24 protein-coding genes are annotated in these 23,825 nt (G+C 64.0%); 15 read left to right on the top strand and 9 right to left on the bottom strand.

What is annotated here, in order from left to right:
- Positions 1 to 654: 654 nt before the first annotated feature.
- Positions 655 to 1,020: a hypothetical protein gene (locus tag Q0139_RS03995; RefSeq protein WP_298017734.1), complete on the bottom strand. Its 366-nt coding sequence runs from the start codon at positions 1,018 to 1,020 to the stop codon at positions 655 to 657.
- A 22-nt stretch (positions 1,021 to 1,042) separates the two neighbouring features.
- Positions 1,043 to 2,977 (bottom strand): prolyl oligopeptidase family serine peptidase, encoded by a 1,935-nt coding sequence (locus Q0139_RS03990; RefSeq protein WP_298017726.1) that lies wholly within the window; start codon positions 2,975 to 2,977, stop codon positions 1,043 to 1,045.
- A 250-nt stretch (positions 2,978 to 3,227) separates the two neighbouring features.
- On the opposite strand from Q0139_RS03990, the gene Q0139_RS03985 reads away from it, so the two are divergent.
- From Q0139_RS03985 to Q0139_RS03960, 6 genes are all read left to right on the top strand, one after another.
- The gene (locus Q0139_RS03985; protein WP_298017718.1) at positions 3,228 to 4,868 is read left to right on the top strand and encodes an MFS transporter; all 1,641 of its coding nucleotides are present in this window, start codon (positions 3,228 to 3,230) and stop codon (positions 4,866 to 4,868) included.
- A gap of 56 nt (positions 4,869 to 4,924) precedes the next feature.
- Positions 4,925 to 5,671, top strand: a complete 747-nt coding sequence (locus Q0139_RS03980) for a sulfotransferase domain-containing protein (RefSeq protein ID WP_298017712.1) — start codon at positions 4,925 to 4,927, stop codon at positions 5,669 to 5,671.
- Positions 5,671 to 6,717, top strand: coding sequence for an alanine racemase (alr, locus tag Q0139_RS03975; protein WP_298017707.1), 1,047 nt, complete (start codon positions 5,671 to 5,673; stop codon positions 6,715 to 6,717). Before Q0139_RS03980 ends, alr begins: the two co-directional genes overlap by 1 nt.
- A complete protein-coding gene (locus Q0139_RS03970) occupies positions 6,714 to 7,514 on the top strand; it encodes an ABC transporter permease (protein WP_298017704.1) in 801 nt (266 codons plus the stop codon). The genes alr and Q0139_RS03970 overlap by 4 nt, the downstream gene beginning before the upstream one ends.
- Positions 7,514 to 8,269, top strand: a complete 756-nt coding sequence (locus Q0139_RS03965) for an ABC transporter ATP-binding protein (RefSeq protein ID WP_298017701.1) — start codon at positions 7,514 to 7,516, stop codon at positions 8,267 to 8,269. The genes Q0139_RS03970 and Q0139_RS03965 overlap by 1 nt, the downstream gene beginning before the upstream one ends.
- Positions 8,270 to 8,400: 131 nt before the next feature.
- On the top strand, positions 8,401 to 8,949 hold the full coding sequence (locus Q0139_RS03960; protein ID WP_298017698.1) for a peroxiredoxin: 549 nt from the start codon (positions 8,401 to 8,403) through the stop codon (positions 8,947 to 8,949).
- 84 nt (positions 8,950 to 9,033) lie between these two features.
- On the opposite strand, the gene Q0139_RS03955 is transcribed toward Q0139_RS03960, so the two are convergent.
- Entirely contained in the window at positions 9,034 to 10,065 is a 1,032-nt protein-coding gene (locus tag Q0139_RS03955) for a hypothetical protein (RefSeq protein ID WP_298017693.1), read from the bottom strand.
- A gap of 2 nt (positions 10,066 to 10,067) precedes the next feature.
- Positions 10,068 to 11,270, bottom strand: a complete 1,203-nt coding sequence (locus Q0139_RS03950; protein ID WP_298017688.1) for a TIGR04063 family PEP-CTERM/XrtA system glycosyltransferase — start codon at positions 11,268 to 11,270, stop codon at positions 10,068 to 10,070.
- 109 nt (positions 11,271 to 11,379) lie between these two features.
- Here Q0139_RS03950 and Q0139_RS03945 point away from each other — a divergent pair, with 109 nt between their 5' ends.
- A complete protein-coding gene (locus Q0139_RS03945; protein WP_298017681.1) occupies positions 11,380 to 11,547 on the top strand; it encodes a hypothetical protein in 168 nt (55 codons plus the stop codon).
- Positions 11,540 to 12,925, top strand: coding sequence for a putative O-glycosylation ligase, exosortase A system-associated (locus tag Q0139_RS03940; RefSeq protein WP_298017673.1), 1,386 nt, complete (start codon positions 11,540 to 11,542; stop codon positions 12,923 to 12,925). The genes Q0139_RS03945 and Q0139_RS03940 overlap by 8 nt, the downstream gene beginning before the upstream one ends.
- Before the next feature lie 6 nt (positions 12,926 to 12,931).
- Here the strand turns inward: Q0139_RS03940 and Q0139_RS03935 are convergent, their stop codons facing one another.
- Complete coding sequence (locus Q0139_RS03935) at positions 12,932 to 13,492, bottom strand: type 1 glutamine amidotransferase domain-containing protein (protein ID WP_298017667.1); 561 nt, start codon at positions 13,490 to 13,492, stop codon at positions 12,932 to 12,934.
- A gap of 134 nt (positions 13,493 to 13,626) precedes the next feature.
- Here Q0139_RS03935 and Q0139_RS03930 point away from each other — a divergent pair, with 134 nt between their 5' ends.
- Together Q0139_RS03930 and Q0139_RS03925 are read left to right on the top strand one after the other, a co-directional pair.
- Complete coding sequence (locus Q0139_RS03930; protein WP_298017661.1) at positions 13,627 to 14,637, top strand: DNA topoisomerase IB; 1,011 nt, start codon at positions 13,627 to 13,629, stop codon at positions 14,635 to 14,637.
- Positions 14,638 to 14,647: 10 nt separating this feature from the next.
- Positions 14,648 to 15,823, top strand: a complete 1,176-nt coding sequence (locus Q0139_RS03925; protein ID WP_298017653.1) for a mechanosensitive ion channel family protein — start codon at positions 14,648 to 14,650, stop codon at positions 15,821 to 15,823.
- A gap of 78 nt (positions 15,824 to 15,901) precedes the next feature.
- On the opposite strand, the gene Q0139_RS03920 is transcribed toward Q0139_RS03925, so the two are convergent.
- Positions 15,902 to 16,234, bottom strand: a complete 333-nt coding sequence (locus Q0139_RS03920; protein ID WP_298017650.1) for a GIY-YIG nuclease family protein — start codon at positions 16,232 to 16,234, stop codon at positions 15,902 to 15,904.
- A gap of 61 nt (positions 16,235 to 16,295) precedes the next feature.
- Positions 16,296 to 19,268 (bottom strand): L-glutamate gamma-semialdehyde dehydrogenase, encoded by a 2,973-nt coding sequence (locus Q0139_RS03915; protein WP_298017741.1) that lies wholly within the window; start codon positions 19,266 to 19,268, stop codon positions 16,296 to 16,298.
- Positions 19,269 to 19,494: 226 nt separating this feature from the next.
- On the opposite strand from Q0139_RS03915, the gene Q0139_RS03910 reads away from it, so the two are divergent.
- From Q0139_RS03910 to Q0139_RS03895, 4 genes are all read left to right on the top strand, one after another.
- Positions 19,495 to 19,953, top strand: coding sequence for a MaoC family dehydratase (locus Q0139_RS03910; protein WP_298017644.1), 459 nt, complete (start codon positions 19,495 to 19,497; stop codon positions 19,951 to 19,953).
- Positions 19,954 to 19,995: 42 nt separating this feature from the next.
- Positions 19,996 to 20,394 carry a GxxExxY protein gene (locus Q0139_RS03905; protein WP_298017642.1) on the top strand — a complete coding sequence of 133 codons (399 nt, stop codon included), beginning with the start codon at positions 19,996 to 19,998 and terminating at the stop codon, positions 20,392 to 20,394.
- 75 nt (positions 20,395 to 20,469) lie between these two features.
- A complete protein-coding gene (locus Q0139_RS03900) occupies positions 20,470 to 21,651 on the top strand; it encodes an acetyl-CoA C-acyltransferase (protein ID WP_298017639.1) in 1,182 nt (393 codons plus the stop codon).
- 252 nt (positions 21,652 to 21,903) lie between these two features.
- On the top strand, positions 21,904 to 22,392 hold the full coding sequence (locus tag Q0139_RS03895) for a pyridoxamine 5'-phosphate oxidase family protein (RefSeq protein ID WP_298017634.1): 489 nt from the start codon (positions 21,904 to 21,906) through the stop codon (positions 22,390 to 22,392).
- A 12-nt stretch (positions 22,393 to 22,404) separates the two neighbouring features.
- On the opposite strand, the gene Q0139_RS03890 is transcribed toward Q0139_RS03895, so the two are convergent.
- The gene (locus Q0139_RS03890) at positions 22,405 to 22,716 is read right to left on the bottom strand and encodes a hypothetical protein (RefSeq protein WP_298017632.1); all 312 of its coding nucleotides are present in this window, start codon (positions 22,714 to 22,716) and stop codon (positions 22,405 to 22,407) included.
- Positions 22,707 to 22,898, bottom strand: coding sequence for a hypothetical protein (locus tag Q0139_RS03885; protein ID WP_298017627.1), 192 nt, complete (start codon positions 22,896 to 22,898; stop codon positions 22,707 to 22,709). The genes Q0139_RS03890 and Q0139_RS03885 overlap by 10 nt, the downstream gene beginning before the upstream one ends.
- A 122-nt stretch (positions 22,899 to 23,020) precedes the next feature.
- Between Q0139_RS03885 and Q0139_RS03880 the strand changes: the two genes are divergently transcribed.
- A complete protein-coding gene (locus tag Q0139_RS03880) occupies positions 23,021 to 23,698 on the top strand; it encodes a S24 family peptidase (protein WP_298017622.1) in 678 nt (225 codons plus the stop codon).
- Positions 23,699 to 23,825: the final 127 nt, after the last annotated feature.

The following is a 23,825-nucleotide window of genomic DNA, read 5'->3' as shown; positions in this document are numbered from 1 at the left end:
AGAGGGAACGGTAGGCGTGGTGATGACGTACAGCCTCGATATAGCGGAGATGCTTGACCGGCTGAAGGCGATGCCGGAGCCGCCGGGGCTGGAAGCGGTGTTTTCGGCGTTCAAGGGTCCCGACAGCGCATGACGTGCCGGGGCCCATCTTCTACCGCCGCTGCGGCATCAGGAGCTTCTGCCAGCCCTGCTCGCGCCACGAATGCTGGAGCGGAACCTCCGCGCTCTCGACGAGGGGACAGGTTGGATGTGGACGTAGTGCCGTTCGATGGACGCGATTGGGAGAAGGCGAAATTGTCGGCGGGAGAAATAAAAAATGAGAAACGGGTATAAATTGATTGCGGCATGTATCGTCGCGCTGCTCATTGGTGTTGCCACTGGTTGGTGGTGGCGTGGTGGGCAATTGCGTCAGGCATGTATAGACTCAGGCGGCCAGTGGTTCGAAGCGGGTGGCGCATATTGCTACGGTGCGGTTTGGGGACCGCCCCAATGATCTTCGAATGTTTGCCCGATTGAGCGACGCTGAATATTTCTAGCGTCATTGCGAGGAGCCGAAGGCGACGCGGCAATCCAGAGCGTGTCGCGATACACCCTGGATCGCTTCGCTTCGCTCGCGATGACGTCAAAATGCTTCACGCGCGATCGGTGAAACGCTCACTGGATGGCTTTTAATCGCTCCAACAAGGGGCGTAGTTCAAATTTTTCGATGTTGTTAGATCGAGATGCGTGGAGCCGCTCGATCCACTCGGCATCCTCTTGCTCTATCGTATTGGCAAGCGCTCTAACCGACACTTTTCGCACGGCCCATGACATGGGTTTCTCATAGGAAGTCTCGAGAAAACGACGCAAGATATCTATGCTTCGCCGTCCGCCCCATTGGCCGAGGACTTGGATCGCAAGCGATTGATCTCCTTCCCACTTTGACTGCAACGCCCCTTGGATAATGTCATATCGCTTGTCAGTCGGCTTGCGTCCAGCAAGTCGCTTCAGGTCTTCGGCTCTCGATTGCAGCTCGTCCATATCGGCCTATCCGATCGCAAATCTATTCGCCGTCAAACAACTCCCGCAAAAACACCGTCTCCACCGCCCGCCGCAAATCGTTGTTGGGCTTCTTCCGGAATCCGTGTCCCTCATCCGCGAACACAACATACCAGGTCGGCACACCTGCCTCGCGCAGGCCCTCAACCACCTGATCGCTCTCCGACAGCGGCACGCGGGGGTCGTTGGCGCCGGCCATCACCAGCATCGGTTTCGAAATCCGCGACAGGTTGTTCATCGGGGCGATCCTCTCGAACACGGCGGCCATTTCGGGGTCGCGCTCGTCGCCATATTCGCCCCGGCGCATGTCGCGGCGATAGCTTTCGGTGTTCTGGAGGAAGGTGCGGAAGTCGCTGATGCCGTAGCGCTCAACCCCGCCGACCAGCCGGTCCGAATAGTGGATCATCGAGGCGAGCGACATATAGCCGCCATAGCTCTGGCCGTAGACGGCAACGCGGCTTTCATCGAGGCCGGGCTGCGCTGCGATCCAGTCGAGCAGCGCGCCGATATCGCGGACGCTGTCTTCGCGCAGCGGGCCGTTGTCGAGATCGCGATATTCGGTGCCATAGCCGTCGCTGCCGCGCACATTGGGCAGGATCACCGTCGCGCCGAGCGTATCGGCGAAATATTGCGCGCCGGGGTTCCAGCCGGGCCGGGTCTGCGCTTCCGGCCCGCCATGGATGTCGATGATCACCGGCGTCGGCACCGCTTCGCCGGACTCGCGATTGGGGCGATAGACGAAGGCCGGGATCGAGCGGCCATCGAAGCTTTCGAAGCGTACCAGTTCGGGCTCGACCAGCGTGGCAGGGTCGAGCGGCCCGCGCTCGCTTTCGGTCCAGCGCTCCAGCTCGCCCGATGTAGCGCCCCAGACCCAGACGTCGCCGGCCGAGGTCGCGCTCTCCAGCCCGATCGCGAGCCGTGCATTGTCGGGCGCGAAATCGAGCGCGGTGAGGACGCCGTCGGGCAGTTCGGGTTGCGGCAGGGCGCGGCGCGTCACGAAATCGGTCACGCGGACCCGCGAATAGCCGTCCTCGTTGGTCGACCAGGCGAGGATGCGGCCATCGTGGCTGAGGTCGAACGTTTCGACATCCCATTCGCTTTCCGGCGACACCATGGTCATCCCGCCGCCGTCGCGGGCATATTCGACGAGCCGCCGCGTATCGCTCGTGCGGTTGGTGATGGCCAGGATCGCGGTGTCGTTTCGCGCGAATTGCGGCTGTTCGTCGGTGCCTTCGCCATCGGGCGAGATCCGTGGCGCCTCGCCCGAAGCGATGTCGAGCAGGTGGATCGTGGCGTTGCTGTTCGACACATAGTTTTGCAGGATCACCGTGGCGCCGTCCGCCGAGATATCGGCCGGGAACATCGGCGTGTCGAACACCGCGATCTCGCGCCGGCTCGCGGGATCGGCCGGATCGGCGGCGTAGATCGTATAGCGGCCTTCGCGACCGGTCGACGACCAGACCATCATGCCGCCGTCCGATGAGAAGACGGGCGCCGTGTTCCGTGTCGTGGGCTCGGTAAAGCGCACGGGCGTGCCGCCCACCGGCATCAGATCGATCTGATACCATTCGTCTCCGCCGGTATCGCGGTTGAGCGCGAAGCGCTGATGCCCGGGTTCGGCCGTCGCACCGGTGACGGGTTCGGCGAAAAAGGTCAGCTGGCTGCGCTGGCCATAGGGTTCGGCGACGAGATGCACCTGGCTCGTCGTGCCGAAGCGGGTCGTGATCAGCATTGTGCCGTCCTCGAGCCAGTCCTCGAACTGCGCGCTGCGATAATTCTGGTAGCGCTGAACCGCTTCCTCGATCTCGGCGGGGATGGCGGGGACGTTCTGCAGCGTTGCGCTGCCGACGGTGCGCTCCTCGACCTGTTGGGCGGCGAGCGGCACGGCGGCCAGCGACAGAACGGCGGTGAGCGAGAGTGTTGCGGCGATGCGAAACATGTGCGGACCCCTTCGATGTGCGTGGCGCGAATATGGCGCGAGGCGAAGCGCGAGGGAAGGGGGATCCGGATTCCTCCCCGGCACGGGGAGGGGAACCATGCAGAGCATGGTGGAGGGGCACCATCCACAAGCGCATCGCTATTGGCGGGTGCCCCTCCACCGCCTTCGGCGGTCCCCCTCCCCGTGCCGGGGAGGATTGCGCAGCGCGCCAATCCATCCCTAAAAGCGCGAAAGAGAGGGAGGAGGCCGCATGGCCGAAACAGCAATATCGGGCGCCGCCATGCGCGAACCGACGCCCAAGGAAATCCGGCTTGTCATCGCCGCGTCCTCGGCAGGCACGGTGTTCGAATGGTATGACTTCTTCATCTACGGCACGCTCGCCGCGCTGATCGGGGCGGCGTTCTTCCCGGCGGGGAACGAGACGCTTCAATTGCTGCTCGTCTGGGCGGGGTTCGCCGTGGGCTTCGGCTTCCGGCCGTTGGGCGCGATCCTGTTCGGCTTTCTCGGCGACCGGCTGGGGCGCAAATACACCTTTCTCGTGACGGTCACGCTGATGGGCATCGCGACGGCCGGGGTCGGCATGATTCCCTCGGCCGCCTCGATCGGGCTGGCCGCGCCGATCATCGTCATCGGGCTGCGTATCCTTCAGGGGCTGGCGCTGGGCGGCGAATATGGCGGGGCGGCGATCTATGTCGCCGAGCATGCGCCGCCCGAAAAGCGCGGTTTCTACACCAGCTTCATCCAGGCGAGCGTCGTCGGCGGGTTCGTGCTGTCGATCGCCGTCGTGCTGGCCTGCCGCTTCCTGATCCCGGCCGACGATTTCGCCGCCTGGGGCTGGCGAATCCCGTTCCTGCTCTCGATCATCCTGCTCGGCATTTCGCTCTGGATGCGCTTGAAGCTCTCGGAAAGCCCGGTCTTCCAGGCGATGAAGGAAGCGGGCGAGACGGCGGCCAATCCCTTCGCCGAAAGCTTCAGCTATCCCGGCAACAAGCGCCGCATCTTCGTGGCGCTGTTCGGGATCACCGGCGTGCTGACGACAATCTGGTACACCGCGTTCTTTTCCGGCCTGTCCTTCCTGCGCGGGCCGATGCGGGTGGACGAGTTGACGGTCGAGCTGATCCTGTTCGCCGCCGGCTTCGTCTCGATGAGTTTCTACGTCATCGTCGGCAAATGGTCGGACCGGGTGGGGCGCAAGAAGCCGATCATCATCGGCGCGATCGCGGCGCTGGCGCTGCTCTTCCCGGTCTTCTGGGCGATGGGGAGTCTTGCCAATCCGGGGCTGGCACGGGCGGCAGCGGAGAACCCGGTCGTCGTCGCGGGCCCGGAATGCACGACTGATCCCTTCGCCGAACTCTATGGCAGCGCGCAGAGCGATTGCGGCAAGCTGCTCGAAACGCTGACGGCGAGCGGCGTGCGATACGACGTTCAGGCGGCTGACGCGGTTTCGCTGACCGTCGGTGGCGAGTCGATCGCGATCGCGCCCGAATGGATGGAGGACGGCATAGCCCGGCGCGAGGGCATCCAGGCCGCGCTCGGATCCTACGGCTTCGATTTCACGCCGCAGCAGCTTTCTGCGGGTGCGATTGTCGGGATTTTCGCGTTGCTCCTCGTCATGGGCGTCCTCTCGGCGCTGACCTACGGCTCGGTTGCCGCGCTGCTTGCCGAGATGTTTCCGGCAAAAATCCGCTACAGCTCGATGTCGATCCCCTATCATGTCGGCGCAGGCTATCTCGGCGGGTTTCTGCCGCTGATCGCCGGCTATATCGTGGCGCGGACGGGCGATCTCTATGCCGGGCTCTGGTACACTTGGGCCGTCGTGGCGTTCGGCGTGGTCGTCGCCTGGTGGGGCATCCCGGGCGGTCTGCCGACCGATTTCGAAGAGCAGCCATAGATCCGGACCATCAGACAAGCCTCCCCAAGACCGGGAGTTTTGGCTAAGGCCGCGCGATGTCTTCGAGCGACATCTATATCCGGCAGCACGAACCGCCGCCGCCGCCCGGCGCTGCGGTGCTGCTCGCCTTCCCCAAATCGGGCCGCACCTGGGTGCGCTACATGCTCGATCAACTGGGCGCCGATTTCCATGTCAGCCATGGCGGTGCCGCGCATATCGCGAAACAGCCCTTCGAGGCCGTCTTGTGCGGCCCCGCCGTCTATCGCGCTTGCCGCGTCCTCTTCCTGCTGCGCGATCCGCGCGACACGGCGGTTTCCGGTTTTTTTCAGGCGACCCGCCGCAAGCGATTCTACGAAGGCGACATGGCGGCCTTTCTGCGCGATCCGTTGCACGGTCTGGAAAAGATCATCCGCTTCAACCTGCTCTGGTCGCGCGCCGGCGAGACGATCTCCGACTTTGAAGTGATCCGCTACGAGCGAATGCGCCGGGATGCGCACGAGGAGTTTGCGCGCGCGGCGCGCTTCGTGCTCGAGCGCGATTCCGACGAGGCGGCGGTCGAGGCGGCGGTCGAGGCCGGTAAATACGACAACATGCGCCGCGTCGAACGTTCAGGTGAAGGACAACGCCTCTATGGGGCCGGGCTGCGGCCGCGCGATCCGGCCGATCCGGACAGCTACAAGGTCCGGCGCGGAGTCGTTGGCGGGTGGCGCGATTATTTCAGCGATGCCGATACGGCCTATGCCGAAGAGCTGTTCGACGAGCATAGCTATCGGTCGCTGCTCGCAGACGGTGGCGCGGCGTGATGGCGATTCTGGAGGCTCCCCTGCGGCTCCGGCTCGACGGCGATGCGCTGGCGCGGAACTGGCGCGCGCTCGACCGGCTGTCGGGCGATGCGGCCTGTGGTGCGGCGGTGAAGGCGGACGGCTATGGGCTCGGCGTGACGCAGGTCGTGCCGCGGCTGATCGATGCCGGGTGCCGCGATTTCTTCGTCGCGACATGGGCCGAAGCGCTCGAGATCGCGGAGATGACCGAGGGGCTGTCGCTGACGGTCTTTCACGGCGTGCGCGCGGCGGATATGCCGACGGCGAAGGCGGGTCATGCGCGGCCCTGCCTCAACTCGCCCGAACAGGTGCAGCGCTGGCAGCAAATGGGCGGCGCGCCCTGCGACGTGATGGTCGATACCGGCATGAACCGGCTCGGCCTGACGCCCGAACAGGTGTCGGGGGGCATCCTGAAGGGCCTCAACGTACACACACTCATGAGCCATCTCGCCTGTTCGGACGAGCCGTCCCATCCGCTGAACCGGCAGCAGCGCGAGGCATTGGCCTGGATCGGCGAACGGGCATCGGCTAAGCGCTTGAGCCTCGCCAATTCGGCCGGCGTGGCGCTGGGCGGCGATTATGCCTTCGGCCTGACGCGGCCCGGCCTGTCGCTCTATGGCGGCATTCAGGTGCCGAGGCTGGAAAACGAGATCGCGTCCGTCGTGGCTGTCGAGGCCGAGGTGATCCAGCGGCGCACGGCCAAGGCGGGCGAAACCGTGGGCTATGGCGCGACCTTCCGGGCGCCCGCGAACACCGAGCTCGCGATCCTCCATATCGGCTATGCCGACGGCTATCTGCGCGGCTTTTCGGGAAGCGGCATGGCGCACTTCGGTGAGGTCGAGTGCCCCGTGGTCGGCCGCGTCTCGATGGACCTGATCGCCGTGTCGGTCGATGCCTGTCCGCAGGTCGCCGAGGGCGACTGGATCGCCGTCGATTACGACCTGCCGACGGCTGCCGCGCAATCGGGTCTTTCGCAATATGAGTTGCTTACCGGGCTGGGCCGCCGCTATCAGCGCCTCTGGATATGAGCGAGAGCGGGACACAGAATACGGTCGTGACGGCGCTGGCGGCGATCGGCCGGCCGGTCGTCAACGGCTTTGCCGGGGTCGGCAGCGCGGCTATCTTCGCCGGGCGCACGATCAGACGCGGCCTGACGCCGCCTTACTATCCCACGCGGCTGATCGAGCAATTCTTCCAGATCGGCTGGCTTTCGATCCCCGTTGTCGCGCTGACTGCGATCTTTACGGGCGCCGCGCTGGCGCAGCAGATTTACACCGGCGGGTCGCGCTTTAACGCGCAATCGACTGTCCCCGCCGTGGTCGTCATCGGCATGGTCCGCGAACTGGGGCCGGTGCTCACCGGTCTGATGGTGGCGGGGCGGGTGTCGAGCGCGATGGCCGCCGAACTCGGCACGATGCGTGTGACCGAACAGATCGACGCGATGCGGACGCTGCGTACCGATCCCTATCGCTATCTGATCGCGCCGCGCCTGTTTGCCGCGATCATCGCGATGCCGCTGCTGGTTTGCCTCGCGAACATTCTCGGGATCTTCGGTGGCTATCTGCTCTCGACGGCGAAGCTCGGCTTCAACCCGGCCAATTATCTGAGCATGACGGCGGACATTCTGGAGGCGGACGATATCGTCATGTCGCTGGTCAAGGCGGCGGTCTTCGGTTTCTTCATCGCGCTGTCGGGTTGCTATGCCGGGCTCAGCGCCAGCGGCGGCGCGGCGGGCGTCGGGCGGGCGACGACCAACGCGGTGGTCGCCGCCTTTGTGACGATCCTTGCCGCCAACCTCGTGCTCACCGTGGCGGCGTTCGGCTGATGGCGGAGACGCCCAAGCTCGCGCTCGACCATGTCGCCAAGCGGTTCGGCAGCAATCAGGTGCTGCGCGATGTCACGCTCTCCGTCGCACCGGGCGAATCGCTTGCCATCATCGGCGGTTCGGGGTCGGGCAAGTCGGTGATGCTCAAATGCATTCTCGGGCTGGTCGAACCCGATGCCGGAACGATCCGTGTCGATGGCGAGGACATGACCGCGATGCGCGCCGCCGACCGCGAACGGATCCGCACGAAATTCGGCATGCTGTTTCAGGGCGGCGCGCTGTTCGATTCGCTGCCCGTCTGGCGCAATGTCACCTTCTCGCTGACACAGGGACGTATGCTGCGGAAGCGCGAGATGCGCGATATCGCGCGCGAAAATCTCGAACGCGTCAATCTGGGCGGCGATGTGCTCGATCTCTATCCGGCCGAGCTGTCGGGCGGGATGCAGAAGCGAGTCGCGCTCGCCCGCGCCATCGCGCCGCGCCCCGAGATCATCTTCTTCGACGAGCCGACCACGGGGCTCGATCCCATCCGCGCCAGCGTGATCAACGACCTGATCGTCGAGCTGGTCGAGGATCTCGGCGTGACGGCAGTGACGATCACCCACGACATGAAATCGGCCCGCCGTGTCGCGCACCGCGTGGCGATGCTCTACGAGGGCGAGATCATCTGGACGGGGCCGGTCGACACGCTCGAAGATTGCGGTAATCCGCATGTCGAACGATTCGTGAAAGGCGTCGCCCAACCGGCCGAATGACCTTGCTGCATTGCAGCGTTGATCGGGATTTCCGATCACGAAAAACGACCAACTCACTTTGCCTTAATGGACAGAATGCATTATTGTGCGTTGCACAAATCGAAACCGTCGATTAACAAGGAGACAATCTTATGATCGGTCGTGAAATCCCTCACGTCACCCTGAAAACCCGCACCCGCGACGAAAGCCTGAGCGGCGACAATCCGTTCCGCTGGGAAGAGGTCGAGACGAAAGACCTGTTTGCCGGAAAGCGCGTCGTCGTCTTCTCGCTTCCGGGCGCGTTCACGCCGACCTGCACCAACGAGCAGGCACCGGGCTTCGAGCGTCACTATGACGACTTCAAGGCCGAAGGCGTTGACGAGGTCTATTGCGCCTCGGTCAACGACGCCTTCGTCATGTATCAATGGGCCAGGTTTCTCGGCATCGAGAAGGTGAAGATGCTGCCGGACGGTTCGGGCGATTTCACCCGCCGCATGGGCATGCTCATCAAGAAGAACCATCTCGGCTTCGGTGATCGTTCGTGGCGCTATGCCATGGTCGTCGAGGACGGCAAGATCACCGGCTGGTTCGAGGAACCGGGCATCAACGATGTCGGCTCCGATGACGATCCCTATGGCGAAACCGCGCCGGAAACCGTGCTGAACTGGCTGCGCGAAGGAAGCATGCAGAAAGCCGCATAGCGCGGAGCGAAGCAAATAGCCCGGAGGCAACGTCTTTCGGGTCGCAAGAAGGGGAGGGGCTTCAGGCCTCTCCCCTTTTTTGCGTCAGGCGCCCTTGGCGGTCAGCCGTTGCAGCGCGTCGAGCGCCTCGCGCAGCGCGCCATCGGTGGTCGCGGCTTCCGGTGCGGCGGCTTCGGGCTGCGCCTGCTTGTTGAGCCGCTCCCGGCGATGGGCAAGGCCGGCTTCGAGCCGGTCTATCAGTTCGCCCAGTTCCGATTGCACATCGCGCTGCGGCGGAGCCGGTTGCGGTCCGCTCGCTTCGGTCGCCGGTTCGCCGGCAGCCGGGCGCGGTTTGAGCGGAACGGTGAAGACGGGTTCCGGCTCCTGCTCCTGGGCGACAGGTTCCGGCGCAGGTTCCGGCTCGGGCGCAGCGGGCGTTTCGGCCTGTTGCGGATTATGTGCCGGCGGGTCGAAGGCGGGCGTTTCGAACGCCGGCGGCTCGAAGGACTGAGTCGACTGTGCGGGCTCGGGCTGCGGCGCAAACGGCTCTTCCCAGCTCGGCGCGTCGGGCGCGAAGCGCGGGCTCTGTTCGGCAGGCGGATCGAACGCGGCGGGCGCCGGCTCGAAGGGCTGTTCGGGCTCGCCGAACGCGGGGGCGTCGGCGGGGCCGAAATCGGCGAAGTCGTCTGAGGGCTCGTCGGGCGCCACGGTGACGAGATCGAGCGGCGCGCCCAGGTCATGCGCCATCAGCGGTGCGCGGGCCGGGTGGTCGGGATGGCTGTCGGCGCGGCGTCGCGGCGGCAGGCCGTTTTCTTCGTCATGGCCATAGCCGTACGCCGTATCGCCGCCGCGATCGCGCAGCAGGATCGACAATGCGACCCAGGCGCCGATCGTGACGATGACGGCGGCGATCAGCGCGAACACGATCCGCGCCTTGGCACCGAGCGGCGGCGCGGCGGCGTCAATCATGCCGGGAAGGCCGGTCTGGACGATGAACGCTTCGAACAGCGTGTTCGGCGTCATCAGGATCAGCGCTGCCACGATAAGGCCCGATATGGCGGAAGCCACCGGCACCTTCGGCAGGCGGGCGAGGAATGCCGGCTTACCGGCTCTGAGCGCATCCAAATTCATGTTCATGGCTATACCGCCTTGCCCGTAAGTTTTTGGTAAACAGGGGCATAACGGGAAATGTTTGACGACCAGTTACGATCTTTCTCGACGAATTTCCGCGCGGTTTCCCGCCGTTCTTCCCATTCCGACCGGTTGGCGAAGAGCCCGGCGAGCGCAGCGGCGATGGCGCCCGGGTCTTCCGGGGCGAACAATGTGCCCGTCACCCCGTCCTCGATCAGCTCGCGATGGCCGCCGACATCCGAGGCCGCGACGAGCCGCCGCTGCGCCATCGCTTCGAGCGGTTTGAGCGGCGTGACGAGATCGGTCAGCCGCATCTTCTTGCGCGGATAGCAGAGGATATCGATGAGGCTGTAATAGCGCTCGACCTCGTGATGCGGAACGCGGCCGGTGAAATGGATCGCATGGGCGACGGGCGAGGCTTCGGCCTGCGCCTTCAGCGCCGCCTCCATCGGCCCGCCGCCGACGAGCAAAAGCCTTGCGTGCGGGCGGATCGCGATCAGGGCGGGCATCGCGTGGATCAGGTCGTCCAGTCCCTCATAATCGTAGAAGCTGCCGATGAAGCCGATGACCTCGCCGTCCTCGAAGCCGAGTTCGTCGGCCAGCTTTTCGTCGCGCGGCCCCGGCTCGCCGAACAGCGCCATGTCGACGCCATTAGGCGAGACGATAATCTTGTCGCCCGATACGCCGCGCTTGATCAGGTCCTGCCGCAGCCCCTCGCAAATCACGGCGACCGCATCGGCTTGCTTGGCCGCATGCGTCTCCATCATCTTGGTCGCGAGATATTTGGCCGATCCCTCGCGGCCCGTGCCGTTGCCCACGGCCGCATCTTCCCAGAAGGCGCGAATCTCGTAGAGCAGCGGAAGCGTGTATTTGTCTGCCGCACGCTGCGCCGCGAGCGCGTTCAGCACCGGCGAATGGGCGTGGAGCTGATCGGGCTGCCACTCCTCGATCACCTCGCCGATCCGTTTCGCCAGCGCGCCGATTTCGCGCACCTCGCGCAGCGGGCTCGGCACCCTGGCGATCGGCGGGGTGCGGTAGAAGGTGAGGCCGTCGACCTCCTCGACCGGCGGGCCGTCTTGCGTGTGACGCACGCCGGTCACTCCGGCGACGTCCCAGCCGCGCGCGATCTGCGCTTTCAGGATGGCGCGCGTGCGAAAGGTATAGCCGCTGTGCAGCGGCATCGAATGGTCGAGGACGTGCAGGATCCGCATGCCGGCTCTCTGCCACGAACTGCTTAACGGCCCGTCAACCGCTCGGCGCTAAATGGCACAGACGCCCAGGGTCCGCATGCGGCCCGACGCCCGGAGACCGGAACACGCCATGATCGACCTTTTCTCGCTAGCGCTGAGCCATGGGCTGATGCTCATCGCCGCCTGGCGGCTGGCGTTCCGGCCTGATGTCGATGACGACGCCGCCGATCCGGAGGCAGCGCCGCGCGACATTTTCGGCCGGGCGCCCAAGGCGGAGGGGGACAGCCAGCGTGCGTGACCTCGGCTTTGTCGGCTTTCTCGGTTCGCTGTGCCTGCTCGGGCTGAAGCGGCCGTTCATCTTCATCCTCGGCTATATCTATATCGATACGGTCTCGCCGCAGCGATTGTCTTACTACCTGCTCAACAACATCCCGGTGTCGCTGGTGATGTTCGTGCTGGCCGTGGGCGGATGGATCGTGGCGGACAAGAAGGACGATGTGCGGATCGCGCCGCGGCAGATCCTGATCGCGTTGCTGCTGGTCTATTGCGCGCTGACGACATATTATGTTGCCGCCTTCCCGATCGAGAGCTGGGCGAAATGGGACTGGGCGTGGAAATCGCTGCTCTTCGCCATCTTCCTGCCGCTGACGCTGCGCACCAAGCTGCGGATCGAGAGCGTGCTGCTGTTCATGTGCCTGGCGCTCGCCGCGATCGTGATCGGCGCGGGGATCAAGACCGCGCTCGGCGGCTCGGGCTATGGCAGCTTCGCCATGATGGTCGACGACAACAGCGGCATCTACGAGGATTCGACGCTGACGACGGCGGCGATCATGATCATTCCGATTCTGCTCTGGTTCACCAGATGGGGGACGGTCTTCAAGCCGGACTGGCGCGTGTCGGTATTCTGCTATGCGCTGATCTTCGCCTGCCTGCTCACGCCGATCGGGACGCAGGCGCGCACCGGGCTCGTCTGCATCGCCTTTCTCGCCATGCTCCAGCTGCGCGACGTGAAGCGCAAGGGAATGTATATCGCGGGCGCGGCGCTGCTGGGCCTCGTTTCCCTGCCCTTCCTCCCCTCCGCCTTTTCGGAACGGATGGGGACGATCAGCAATTTCCAGGCCGACGAAAGCGCGGGTACGCGGCTCGCCGTGTGGCGCTGGACGTTCGAATATGTGCAGGATCATCCGCTTGGCGGCGGGTTTGAAATCTATCGCGAGAATGCGATCGTTTATCATACGACCGAGGCGACGGAGACAGGCGGCGGGGCGACCAGCGTGACCCGCCGGCTGGTTGTCGATCAGGGCCGGGCCTTTCACTCGGCCTATTTCGAGATGCTCGGCGAACAGGGCTGGATCGGCCTCGGTCTATGGCTGTTGATCCATGGCATCGGTATCTTGCGGATGGAGTGGCTCAGGCGGCATTATCGCGGCGATCACATCCCGGATGACGAAAAGTGGGTCTCGCCTTTGGCGACGGCGCTACAACACGCACATCTGACGTTCTTGCTGGGCGCCGCCTTTGTCGGCATCGCCTATCAGCCCTTTTTCTGGATGCTGGTATCGGTCGAGATCGGCTTCGACACCTATCTCGCGCGCAAACGCAAGGCGCAGGGGTTCAAGCCGATGATCGAAGAGCTCGAGGCGCCGGGCGCAAGCAAGCTTGCGCCCGGCTATTGATCGAGGCTAGGCGGCTTCGGCCATCGCCTTCGACGTGACCGCTTCGATGATCGCATCGGTGAAGGCGGGAATGTCGTCCGGGTTGCGGCTGGTGATGATATTGCCGTCTACGGCCACTTCCTGATCGACGACGTTCGCGCCGGCATTGGCGAGGTCCGTGCGGACCGAAGGCCAGCTCGTCGCGGTCTTGCCGTCGACCAGATCGGCCTCGATCAGCAGCCACGGAGCATGGCAGATCGCGGCCACTGGCTTGTCGTCATTGTCGAACGCCTGGATCAGCCTGACCACGTCCTTCTCCATGCGCAGCGTGTCGGGATTGCCGACCCCGCCGGGCAGGACGAGCGCGTCGAAATCTTCGGCCGATACCTCGCCGATGGTCGTGTCGGGCTTCACCTTGCCCTGCGGCTCGCCGCCGCTTTCGCCCTGTATCTCGTCGGTGTCGAGCGAGGCGAGGGTGACGCTGGCGCCCTTGCCGGCGAGGATATCGCGCGGCTTGGTCAGTTCTGAATATTCAAAGCCGTTGGTGGCGACGATCAGGATTTTCGCGTCTTCGATGGACTTGGGCATGCTTTTACTCCTCAATTCAAACGGGTTGTCCTCCAACCAACGGTGCGGGCGCCGACATCGTTCCGGAACCGCGCGGCGGGATGTGGCGTTTGTCCGATGCGGCAGCGATGCCGACGCAGGAGCGCCGCTTACCCATGACCAAGATCGCCTATGTCGATGATGACCTTCCGGGCATCACCCGCCGCCGCTACGGCAAGGGATGGGGCTATACCGATCCCGATGGCGAGAGGATCGAAGATCAGGACGAGATCGGCCGGTTGAACGCGCTCGCCGTTCCCCCTGCCTGGAGCGATGTCTGGATTTGCCCCTCGCCCGACGGCCATATCCAGGCGACCGGCTATGACGAAAAGGGCCGCAAGCAATATCGCTATCACGAGGAATTCCGCGCCCAGCGCGAGGCGGCGAAATACGAGATGTGCGCCGAATTCGGCCGCAAGCTGCCGCTGATCCGCGCCCGCGTGCAGAGCGATATGGCGGAGGGCTCGCTACAACGCGATTCGGTGCTCGCCGCGGTCGTGCGCCTCCTCGATCTCGGCAAGGTCCGGATCGGCAATTCCATCTACGCCAAGTCGAACAAGAGCTTCGGCGCGACGACATTGCGCGATCGCCACGCGCATTTTGCGCATGGCAAGCTGCGGCTCGAATATCGCGCGAAATCGGGCAAGGAGCGCAACATCACGATCAATGACGGCACGCTGGCCCGTATGGTCCGCCGGTGCCGCGACGTGCCGGGGCAGCAGCTGTTCCAGTATCTCGACAGCGACGGCCAGCGCCACGGCGTGTCGAGCTGCGACGTCAACGACTATATCCACGAAACGATGGGCGGCGATTTCAGCGCCAAGCATTTCCGTACCTGGGGCGCTAGCGCGCTTGCCTTCGAACTGCTCCATGACGCGGGCGAAGAGCCCATGACTCTTAAGGCCTTGCTCGATCCGATCGCCGAATCGCTCGGCAATACACCGGCGATCAGCCGCAAGAGCTATGTCCATCCCGCGCTCATCGAACTCGCCAAGGATGGGGCGCCCGAACACTTCGGGGGGTTGAACCTGCCCCGCAAGACCAAATATCTTTCACGGTACGAACGCGGCCTGATCGAATTTCTCGATACGCTCGAAGCGCCGGCCGCGCCTGCCAAAGCAGCCTGAACGGGGATTTATGACGACGACGAATACAGCCGGCGACGCGGCCATATCGATGCCGAGCAGCGATGCGCTGGCCGATTTCTGGACGAGCACCTCGGAATGGGTCTCGAACCATTATGTCGAGCTTCTGATCGCCGCCGCAGGCGGGCTTGTCGTCTATCTGATATTGGAAATGATGCGGCACTTCGGCCGGCGGCTGCGAGATCGCAACCCGAACGAAACGACATTGTCCAGTGTCGTCGGTCAAGCGCTCTGGAAGACCAAGCACTGGTTCATGCTGATGGTCTCGGCGAAGATCGTGACGACCTTTGCCGAAAGCCCGGAACGGCTCGATGGCGTCGTCACCTTCCTGTTCACCGTCACCACCGTGCTGCAGGTCGCGATCTGGGTACGCGAGATTATCCTCGGTTTCATCCTGATCCGGGCCGAGACCGACGAGGACCACGCCGAAACGCTGGGCACGGCGATGACGCTGATCCGCATTTCGGTGACCGTCGCGGTGTTTGCCGTGGCCCTGATTGTCGTGCTCGACAATCTCGGCGTCGATGTGACGGGTCTTGTCGCGGGCCTCGGCGTCGGCGGCATCGCCATCGGTTTGGCTGCGCAGGGCATCTTCGAGGAACTGTTTGCGGCGCTGTCGATCATCTTCGACAAGCCCTTCAAGAAGGGCGACAGCATTCATTACGACAACACCTTCGGCACGGTCGAAAAGATCGGGCTGAAGACAACGCGGATCCGGTCGGTGAACGGCGAGGAGAAGATCATCTCCAATTCGCTGTTGCTGTCGAAGGAAATCTCCAACAACACCCAGCTCGAGCGGCGGCGCGGTATCTTCAACGTCGGCGTGATCTACCAGACCCCGCCCGATCTCGCCGCGCGCATTCCCGAATTCCTGCAGGAGGAGGTGGAGAAGCTCGGCAACACGCTGGCCCGCGCGGGCTTCACCGGCTTCGGTGCGTCGAGCCTCGACTATGAGGTGCTGTTCGACGTCCCGAGCGCCGATTATGCCGATTTCATCAAGGCCCGGCACGAGGTCGGCATCGCCATCTTCCGCCGCTTCTCCGAAGAGGGCCTCGAATTCGCCTATCCGACGCAGACCACCTTCACGGCCGCGCCCAGCGGAGAGGCGATCATGCCCTATCCCAGCGGAGATGGCGAAGGCGCGAACCCGGTGGTGACAGGGAGTTAGCTATGAAGGCCGTCATGCTGAACTTGTTTCAGCATCCATATGCCTCACCGCTCATGGCTATGGAACGGCGGCCGCACCTCAAACCGGATCGAACCGCCAATCCGCCGCAATGTCGTGCCAATCGGGATTGTCGCGTTCGATAAGGTTGCATTTCCAGTCGCGATGCCAGTTTTTCAGCTGCTTCTCGCGGGCGATCGCGCTGGGCATATCTTCGAACTGCTCGAAATGGACGAGGCATTTGATGGAATGCCGTTTCGCATGACCGGGTACTGCTCCGGTGCGATGTTCATACAGCCGCTTTGTCAGATTTGACGTTACGCCGATGTAGAGCGCGCCGTGTTTCCGCTTGGCGAGGATGTAGACGCAGGGCTGTTTGGGTTCGGTCACACGCTGCCATATAGGATGAGGCATATGGATGCTGAAACAAGTTCAGCATGACAGATAATGCCGTGCTGTGTCACCTATCCGCGTGTCAAATCCCCATCCCCGCTTCCTCCAGGCTCAGCAGCGTCGCATTGCCGCCGGCACTCGTCGTGTCGATCGTCGTCACCCGTTCGGCGCAGAAGCGGGGTAGGTAGTGCGGGCCGCCGGCCTTGGGGCCGGTGCCCGACAGGCCTTCGCCGCCAAAGGGCTGCGAGCCGACGACGGCGCCGGTCATCGTGCGGTTGACGTAGAGATTGCCGACGCGGGCATGCATTTCGACGATCTCGCCGGCCCGCGCGATGCGGCTGTGCAGGCCCATGGTGAGGCCGAAGCCCTTGGCGTTGATCCGCGCGACCGTCTGTTCAAGCTTGCCCGATTTCCATGTCGCGACATGCAGGATCGGCCCGAACCATTCGGCGGTGAGGTCCTCGGCACTGTCGAGCCGGATCAGTGTCGGCGGCACATATAGCCCTTGTTCGGGCACATCGCAGGTCGCAAGAATCCGGTCGGCCATCGTCTCGCGATAGCTCATCAGCTTGTCATAGGACGCCTGGTCGATGACCGGTCCGACATCGCTCGCCGGGTTTTCCGGTTGTCCGACCTGCAGCGTCGCCATCGCGCCTTTCAGCATCTCGATCATCTTTTCGGCGACATCCTTCTGGATCAGCAGGAGACGAAGCGCCGAACAGCGTTGCCCGGCCGAACCGAAAGCCGAGGCGACGGCATCGGCGACGACCTGTTCGGGCAGCGCCGTGGAATCGACGATCATCGCGTTGATGCCGCCCGTCTCGGCGATCAGCGGGACGATCGGCCGGTCGTCGTCCTCGAGCAGCGACTTGGCGATGGCCTTGGCCGTGCCGGTCGAGCCGGTAAAGGCGACGCCGGCAATGCGCGGGTCGCCGGTCAGCGCCGCGCCGATTTTCGGTCCGCCGGGGGCGAGCAGCAGCGCATCCTCCGGGATCCCGGCGACATGCGCGAGCCGAACGGCGGCCGCCGCGATGCGGGGCGTCTGCGGGGCCGGCTTTGCGATCACTGCATTGCCGGTCACGAGCGCGGCGGCCACCTGCCCGGTGAAAATGGCGAGCGGGAAGTTCCAGGGCGAGATGCAGCACCACACGCCCTTGCCCTCCATCCGCAGGACATTGGTCTCACCCGTCGGGCCGGGCATTTCGAGCGGCTGCAATTTCTCGCGCGCTTCGGCTGCGTAATAGCGGCAGAAGTCGATCGCCTCGCGTATCTCGGCCAGCGCATCGGGGATCGTCTTGTTGGCTTCGTGCACCGCGAGCGCCATCAGCTCGCCGCGATGTTCCTCGAGCAACTCGCCCAGCCGGGCAATCCGTGCAGCGCGCTCTTCGACCGGGAGCAGCGACCATTTGGCATAGCCCTTGCCGGCCTTCTCGATCAACGCATTCACGTCCTTTGGCTGGGCCGGCGGATCGCCGATATCGCCGCGCTCGACAATGCCCTCGGTCACGCGGTTGAGCACGCGCCAGTCGTCGAGGTCCAGCCCCTCGCTGTTCTTCCTTTGCGGCATGAACAGGTCTTCGGGCAGCGGGATCGACGGATGGCGCGTCCCGCCCACTTCCGCGCAGCGCTCCACCGGATCGCGCAGCAGGTCGGCATCGCTCAGATGCTCGTCGGCAAGCTGGTGGACAAAGCTCGAATTGGCGCCGTTCTCAAGCAGGCGGCGGACGAGATAGGCGAGGAGGTCGCGATGGCCGCCGACCGGCGCATAGATGCGGCAGCGATAGCCCTGCTCCCGCACGAGATCCTCGAACAGCCCTTCGCCCATGCCGTGCAGCCGCTGGAATTCGAAGCTTTTCGGGTCGGGCGCCCATTCCATGATCGTCGCCGCCGTCAACGCATTATGCGTGGCGAAGGCGGGGCGGATCATCTTGGCTTCGAGCATATCCTTCGCGCAGGCGAGATAGCAGGTGTCGGTGTTCACCTTGCGCGTGAAGAGGGGGTAGTGCCGCAGCCCCTTTTCCTGCGCGTGCTTGATCTCGCTGTCCCAATAGGCGCCCTTGACGAGACGGACGGGGATGTACCGGTTCGTGCGCTCGGCCAGCGCCTCGGCCCAGCCGATGGTGCGCTGGCAGCGCTTGCCATAGGCCTGGATCGCCATGCCGAATCCGTTCCAGCCGGCAAACTTCGGCATCTCGGCGACATGCTCGATAATGTCGAGGCTCATCTCGAGCCGTTCCGATTCCTCGGCATCGACGGTCAGGCCGATCTGCGCCTTCGCAGCCGCCTCGGCCAGCGCTTCCAGCCGGTCGGTGAGTTCGGGCACGCAGCGGCCCCATTGCGCCACCTCGTAGCGCGGGTGGAGCGCCGACAGTTTGACCGAGATCGAATGGTTGACCTCGGTCGACCCCTCGGTCCGCGCGGCGCCGACGGCTTGAATCGCGCGCATATAGCTTTCGAAATAGCGATCGGCATCGGGGAAGGTCCGCGCTGCTTCGCCGAGCATGTCGAAGCTCGCGGTAAAGCCCTTGTTTTCCGGCCGCTTCATGCGCTTCAGTGCTTCGTCGATCGTCCGGCCCATGACGAAGATCTCGCCCATCAGCCGCATCGCCGCGCCGACCGCTTGCCGCACGAACGGTTCGCCCGTACGGCTGATCAGGCGGCGCAGGGCGTTTGCCGTCGTCTTCTCGCCCACGAGCGCGCGACCGATGACGAGGCCCCAGGTGGCCGAATTGACCATCCCCGAATGCGATTTGCCGGCATGGCTGCGCCAGTTTCCTTCGCCGATCTTGTCGGCGATCAGCTTGTCCGCGGTGTCGGCATCGGGCACCCGCAGGAACGCCTCGGCGAGACTGAGGAGCGCGACGCCCTCCGATGTGTTCAGGCGATATTCCTGGAGGAACTGGTTGACCCAGCCCGTCCGCTGCCCCTCGCGCAATTCGGCGAGCAGGCCCAGTGCGCGGTGCTCGATCCGTTCGCGTTCGTCGGGCGCGAGTCGGGCGCGCTCGATCAGCGGCGCCAGCACCTCGTTTTCGGGCGCGCGGTGCACCTCTTCCATGTGGAGCCAGGCGGCGGACGTTAGGGAATCGGGGTCGTGTTTCGTGCTAGCCATGGCGCGGCCCTATAACGCCTTGCGGACACGCCGCATAACGATAAGGTGAGGCTTCACCGTCACCCTGAACTTGTTTCAGGGTCCACCTCTCCCATCGCACGGACCATGCGGAATGAAAGGTGGATGCTGAAACAAGTTCAGCATGACGATCCGAAACGAGAGGAGCGACGGGATGGCAACGATCAGCATCGACGAAATGATGGGCAAGGTGGGCGAAACGCTCGGCACGTCCGAATGGATCACCGTCGATCAGGAGATGATCGACAAGTTTGCCGACGCAACCGGCGATCACCAGTTCATCCACGTCAATCCCGAAGCCGCGAAGATGACGCCCTTCGGCCAGACGATCGCGCACGGCTTTCTGACGCTGTCGCTCTTCCCGCGCATGATGGCGGAGAGCGATTGCCCGCGTCCCGAAGGCGTGAAGATGGGCGTCAACTATGGCGGCAACAAAACGCGTTTCCTCGCGCCGGTAAAATCCGGCAAGCGCGTGCGCGGCCATTTCAAGCTGCTCGAGCTCACCGAAAAGCGCCCCGGCCAGTATCAGCAGACGCTCGAATTTTCCGTCGAGATCGAGGGCGAGGACAAGCCCGCCCTGATTGCCGAATGGATCTCGCAGTTTTTCGTTTGAGGAATTGACTCACGCGAAGACGCGAAGACGCAAAGAATAAGCGTGAGCCATTCTGTCGAAGAGCTTGCGCGGATTGCGGTCGATGCGGGGTTTCACATCCACAAGGAATTGGGGCCGGGACTGCTGGAATCGGTCTATGAAGCGGTGTTGGCCTTCGAACTGGAAGAACGTGGTTTGAAAATCGACCGGCAAAAGCCGGTCGGGATCCATTTCAAGGGACTGGCGATCCAGGAAGGGTTTCGCGCTGATATTCTGGTCGAAGACCGGCTTCTGATCGAACTCAAATCCGTCGAACGCCTGCAAGCGGTTCATGGCAAGCAGGTGCTGACCTATCTGCGGCTTCTAGACCTGCCCCTGGGTCTCTTGATGAATTTCGGCGCTGCCACCTTCAAGGAAGGCATCAAGCGCATCGTGAACAATCATACGGATTTTGCGTCTTAGCGTCTTTGCGTGAGTCAAAATACCTCGCTAGACAAACCGCAAAACAGAACAGAATCACTGAAAGGAACACCCACAATGTCCCGTGACGCCGTTATCGTTTCCACCGCCCGTACGCCGATCGGCAAGGCCTATCGCGGCGCGTTCAACAATACCAAGGGGCCGACGCTCGGCAGCTTCGCGGTCAAGGCGGCGGTCGAGCGCGCCGGGATCGAGGGCGGCGAGGTCGATGACTGCATCATGGGTGCGGCGCTGCAGCAGGGCACGACCGGCACCAATGTCGCGCGTCAGATCGCCTTGCGGGCCGGGCTGCCGACCTCGGTTGCGGGTATGTCGATGGACCGGCAATGCTCTTCGGGGCTGATGACGATCGCGACGGCAGCGAAGCAGGTGATCGTCGACCGGATGGACTGCGTGGTCGCCGGCGGGCTCGAATCGATCAGCCTCGTGCAGACCAAGGAAATGCGCGTCATGCCCGATCCGGAGCTGATCGCGATGCACGGCAATATCTACATGCCGATGCTGCAAACGGCCGAAGTCGTTGCCAAGCGCTACGACATCAGCCGCGAGGCGATGGACGAATATTCGTTGCAATCGCAGCAGCGGACCGCCGCCGCGCAGGAGGCCGGCAAGTTCGACGACGAGATCGTCGAGACGACGACGGTCAAGCTCAACACGAACAAGGAAACGGGCGAAACCAGCGAGGAAACCGTCACCATCGCCAAGGACGAGGGCAACCGCCCCTCGACCACGCTCGAAGGCTTGCAGTCGCTCCAGCCGGTGATCGGCGAAGGCGGCACGATCACCGCCGGTAACGCCTCGCAGCTTTCCGACGGTTCCTCGGCCTGCGTCGTCATGGAAGCCTCGACCGCCGAGAAAAAGGGGCTGACGCCGCTCGGCCGATATGTCGGCATGGCCGTCGCCGGAACCGAGCCCGACGAGATGGGCATCGGCCCGGTCTTCGCGATCCCGAAACTGCTCGAACGCTTCGATCTTTCCGTCGACGATATCGGCCTTTGGGAGCTGAACGAGGCCTTCGCCGTCCAGGTGCTCTACTGCCGCGACAAGCTCGGCATTCCGGACGAGCTGCTCAACGTCAATGGCGGCTCGATCTCGATCGGCCATCCGTATGGCATGACCGGTGCGCGTTGCACCGGCCATGCGCTGATCGAGGGCAAGCGCCGCGGCGCCAAATACGTCGTCGTGACCATGTGCGTCGGCGGCGGCATGGGCGCGGCGGGGCTTTTCGAGGTTCTCTAGCAACGGCATTCTGACTTTTCGTCATTGCGAGGAGCCGAAGGCGACGCGGCAATCCAGAGCCGCGAGCGGCAAAGCATGTGGCTCTGGATTGCTTCGCTTCGTTCGCAATGACGCCAGATGGGCGAGCCGAGGGCAGAGCTATCTGTCCGGCTCGGCGCACGTTCCATTCGTCGAAGACTCGAACTGTTTCCCGAAACATTTCAGACGGTTCGCCCGTTGATCTCCCACACCCCAAGTCAAGGAGTTCAACCGATGACCGACGCCCCCAGCCCCCGCGAAATGATCGACATGCTCTGGGAGAAGCTCGACGACAGCCCCTATGCTCTTGTCGGCATTCCCTCGCAGGATGCCCATAGCGAACCGATGGCGCTCAAATTCGACGACGATTTCCCGAACAGGCTCTTCATCTACACCAACACCGACAATCGGCTGACCCAGGGCATGGCGACGGACCCGAACGCCATGATCCAGTTTGCCGCCAAGGGCCATGATTTCTTCGCCTGCATGAAGGGAACGCTGTCCCGCGTGACGGACCCCGACATGATCGACCGCTTCTGGAACAACACTGTTGCGGCTTGGTATGAAGGCGGGCGCGACGATCCCAAGCTCGCGATGCTCTGCGTCGAACTGCAGCATGCCGAGATGTGGGAAGCCGACATGTCGATGGGCGGCGTCATCAAGATGCTGTTCGGCGGCAAGGTCGACGAAAGCGAGATGGGTCACCTCGAAACGGCGATGTAGCCCCCAACATCTTTACCCGTCTTCGACGGTCAAGGCTTCGAGGAGGATGCGGCACCCCGCATCCTCCTCTTCGCGTTCCACGACATCGATATCGACGAGCAAATGGCGGCCGAGCTCGAATTCGGCGTGATCGAGCCCGTCGCACATCCGTTCAGCAGATGCCGTCGAGTCCGGCCCGGAAAAGCGCAGCGCGATCCGGTGTCGCGCGCCGGTGAAGGTGATGCTGGCCCAGGGGCGCGAGCCGATCTCCTCGATATGCGGCATAGCACCCGCGCGCCGGGCGAGGGCGCGGATCAGTGCGCCGGCTGCGCCGCTCAGTTGCATGGTGCGCCCTTCCGATAGGCAGCGATGAAGGCGCGGACGCGTGCGCTAACCCGCTTGCCCGGCTCGCGGCCCCGTTTGAGATCGAAGACGAGGCGGGGATCGTTGACCGCCCGGCGGCCGAATGTCGCCGGCGCCATATCGGCGCTGTCGAGGAAGCGGGTGATTTCCATCAGCAATGGCATATGGCCCTCCTGTTGCCCGCCCGGCGCGATCCCGAATCGCCAAGGCTTTTTGTTCCTGAGATGTTCTACATCATCGGCGATTTCCTACTTGTCTAGGAAAAATCCTATCCTATATTGGCGCCATGGTGGAGGAGACCCCGAGACAGGCGCTCGAACGGCTGGCGGGCGAACGCGGCGACGATCTTTCCGCGCTGTCGCGGCTGATCGGGCGCAACCCGGCCTATGTGCAGCAGTTCATCCGGCGCGGGACGCCGAAGAAGCTGGCCGAGGACGACAGGCGCGTGCTCGCCGAATATTTCGGCGTCGCGGAAAGCGTGCTTGGCGCGCCGGAGCGAGCAAGCCGTGTGACCCCGGGAGATTTCGGCGGCGACCTGACCGCGGTCGCGCGTTACGCCGTCGGGGCGTCGGCGGGGGCAGGGGCGCTGGCCGAGGAAGAGGCGGAGCTGTCGCGGATCGCCTTTCCGAAGCGTTGGTTGCGCGACATGGCGGCGAGCGACCCGAACGAGCTCTCGATCATCGCGGTGCAAGGCGATTCGATGGAGCCGGTGCTATCGGACGGCGATGAGATCCTCGTCGACCGGGGCGACGGGGCCGAGCGGCTGCGCGACGGTATCTATGTGCTGCGGCAGGACGATGCGCTGATCGTCAAGCGGATCGCGATGAACCCGGCGCGCCAGCGCGGCACGCGGCGCTTCACGATCAAGAGCGACAATCCCGGCTATCCCGACTGGCCCGATTGCGGGCCCGGCGATGTGAATGTGATCGGCCGCGTGGTCTGGGCGGGGCGGAAGATCGCGTGATTGTCGTCAAAATTTTCCTGGCGGAAAATCGCCGCACCAGCCCGCACCCCCACCCGGCCTCCCATCTAGGATATAATCAATGGGAGGCCGGGTGGGGGTGCGGGCTGGTGCGGCGCCGAGCCGAAGG

Source organism: uncultured Parasphingopyxis sp. (genome assembly GCF_937129435.1).
Taxonomy (GTDB): domain Bacteria; phylum Pseudomonadota; class Alphaproteobacteria; order Sphingomonadales; family Sphingomonadaceae; genus Parasphingopyxis.
Note: the sequence above shows the minus strand (reverse complement) of the source record. Positions and strands in the feature narration are given on the sequence as shown.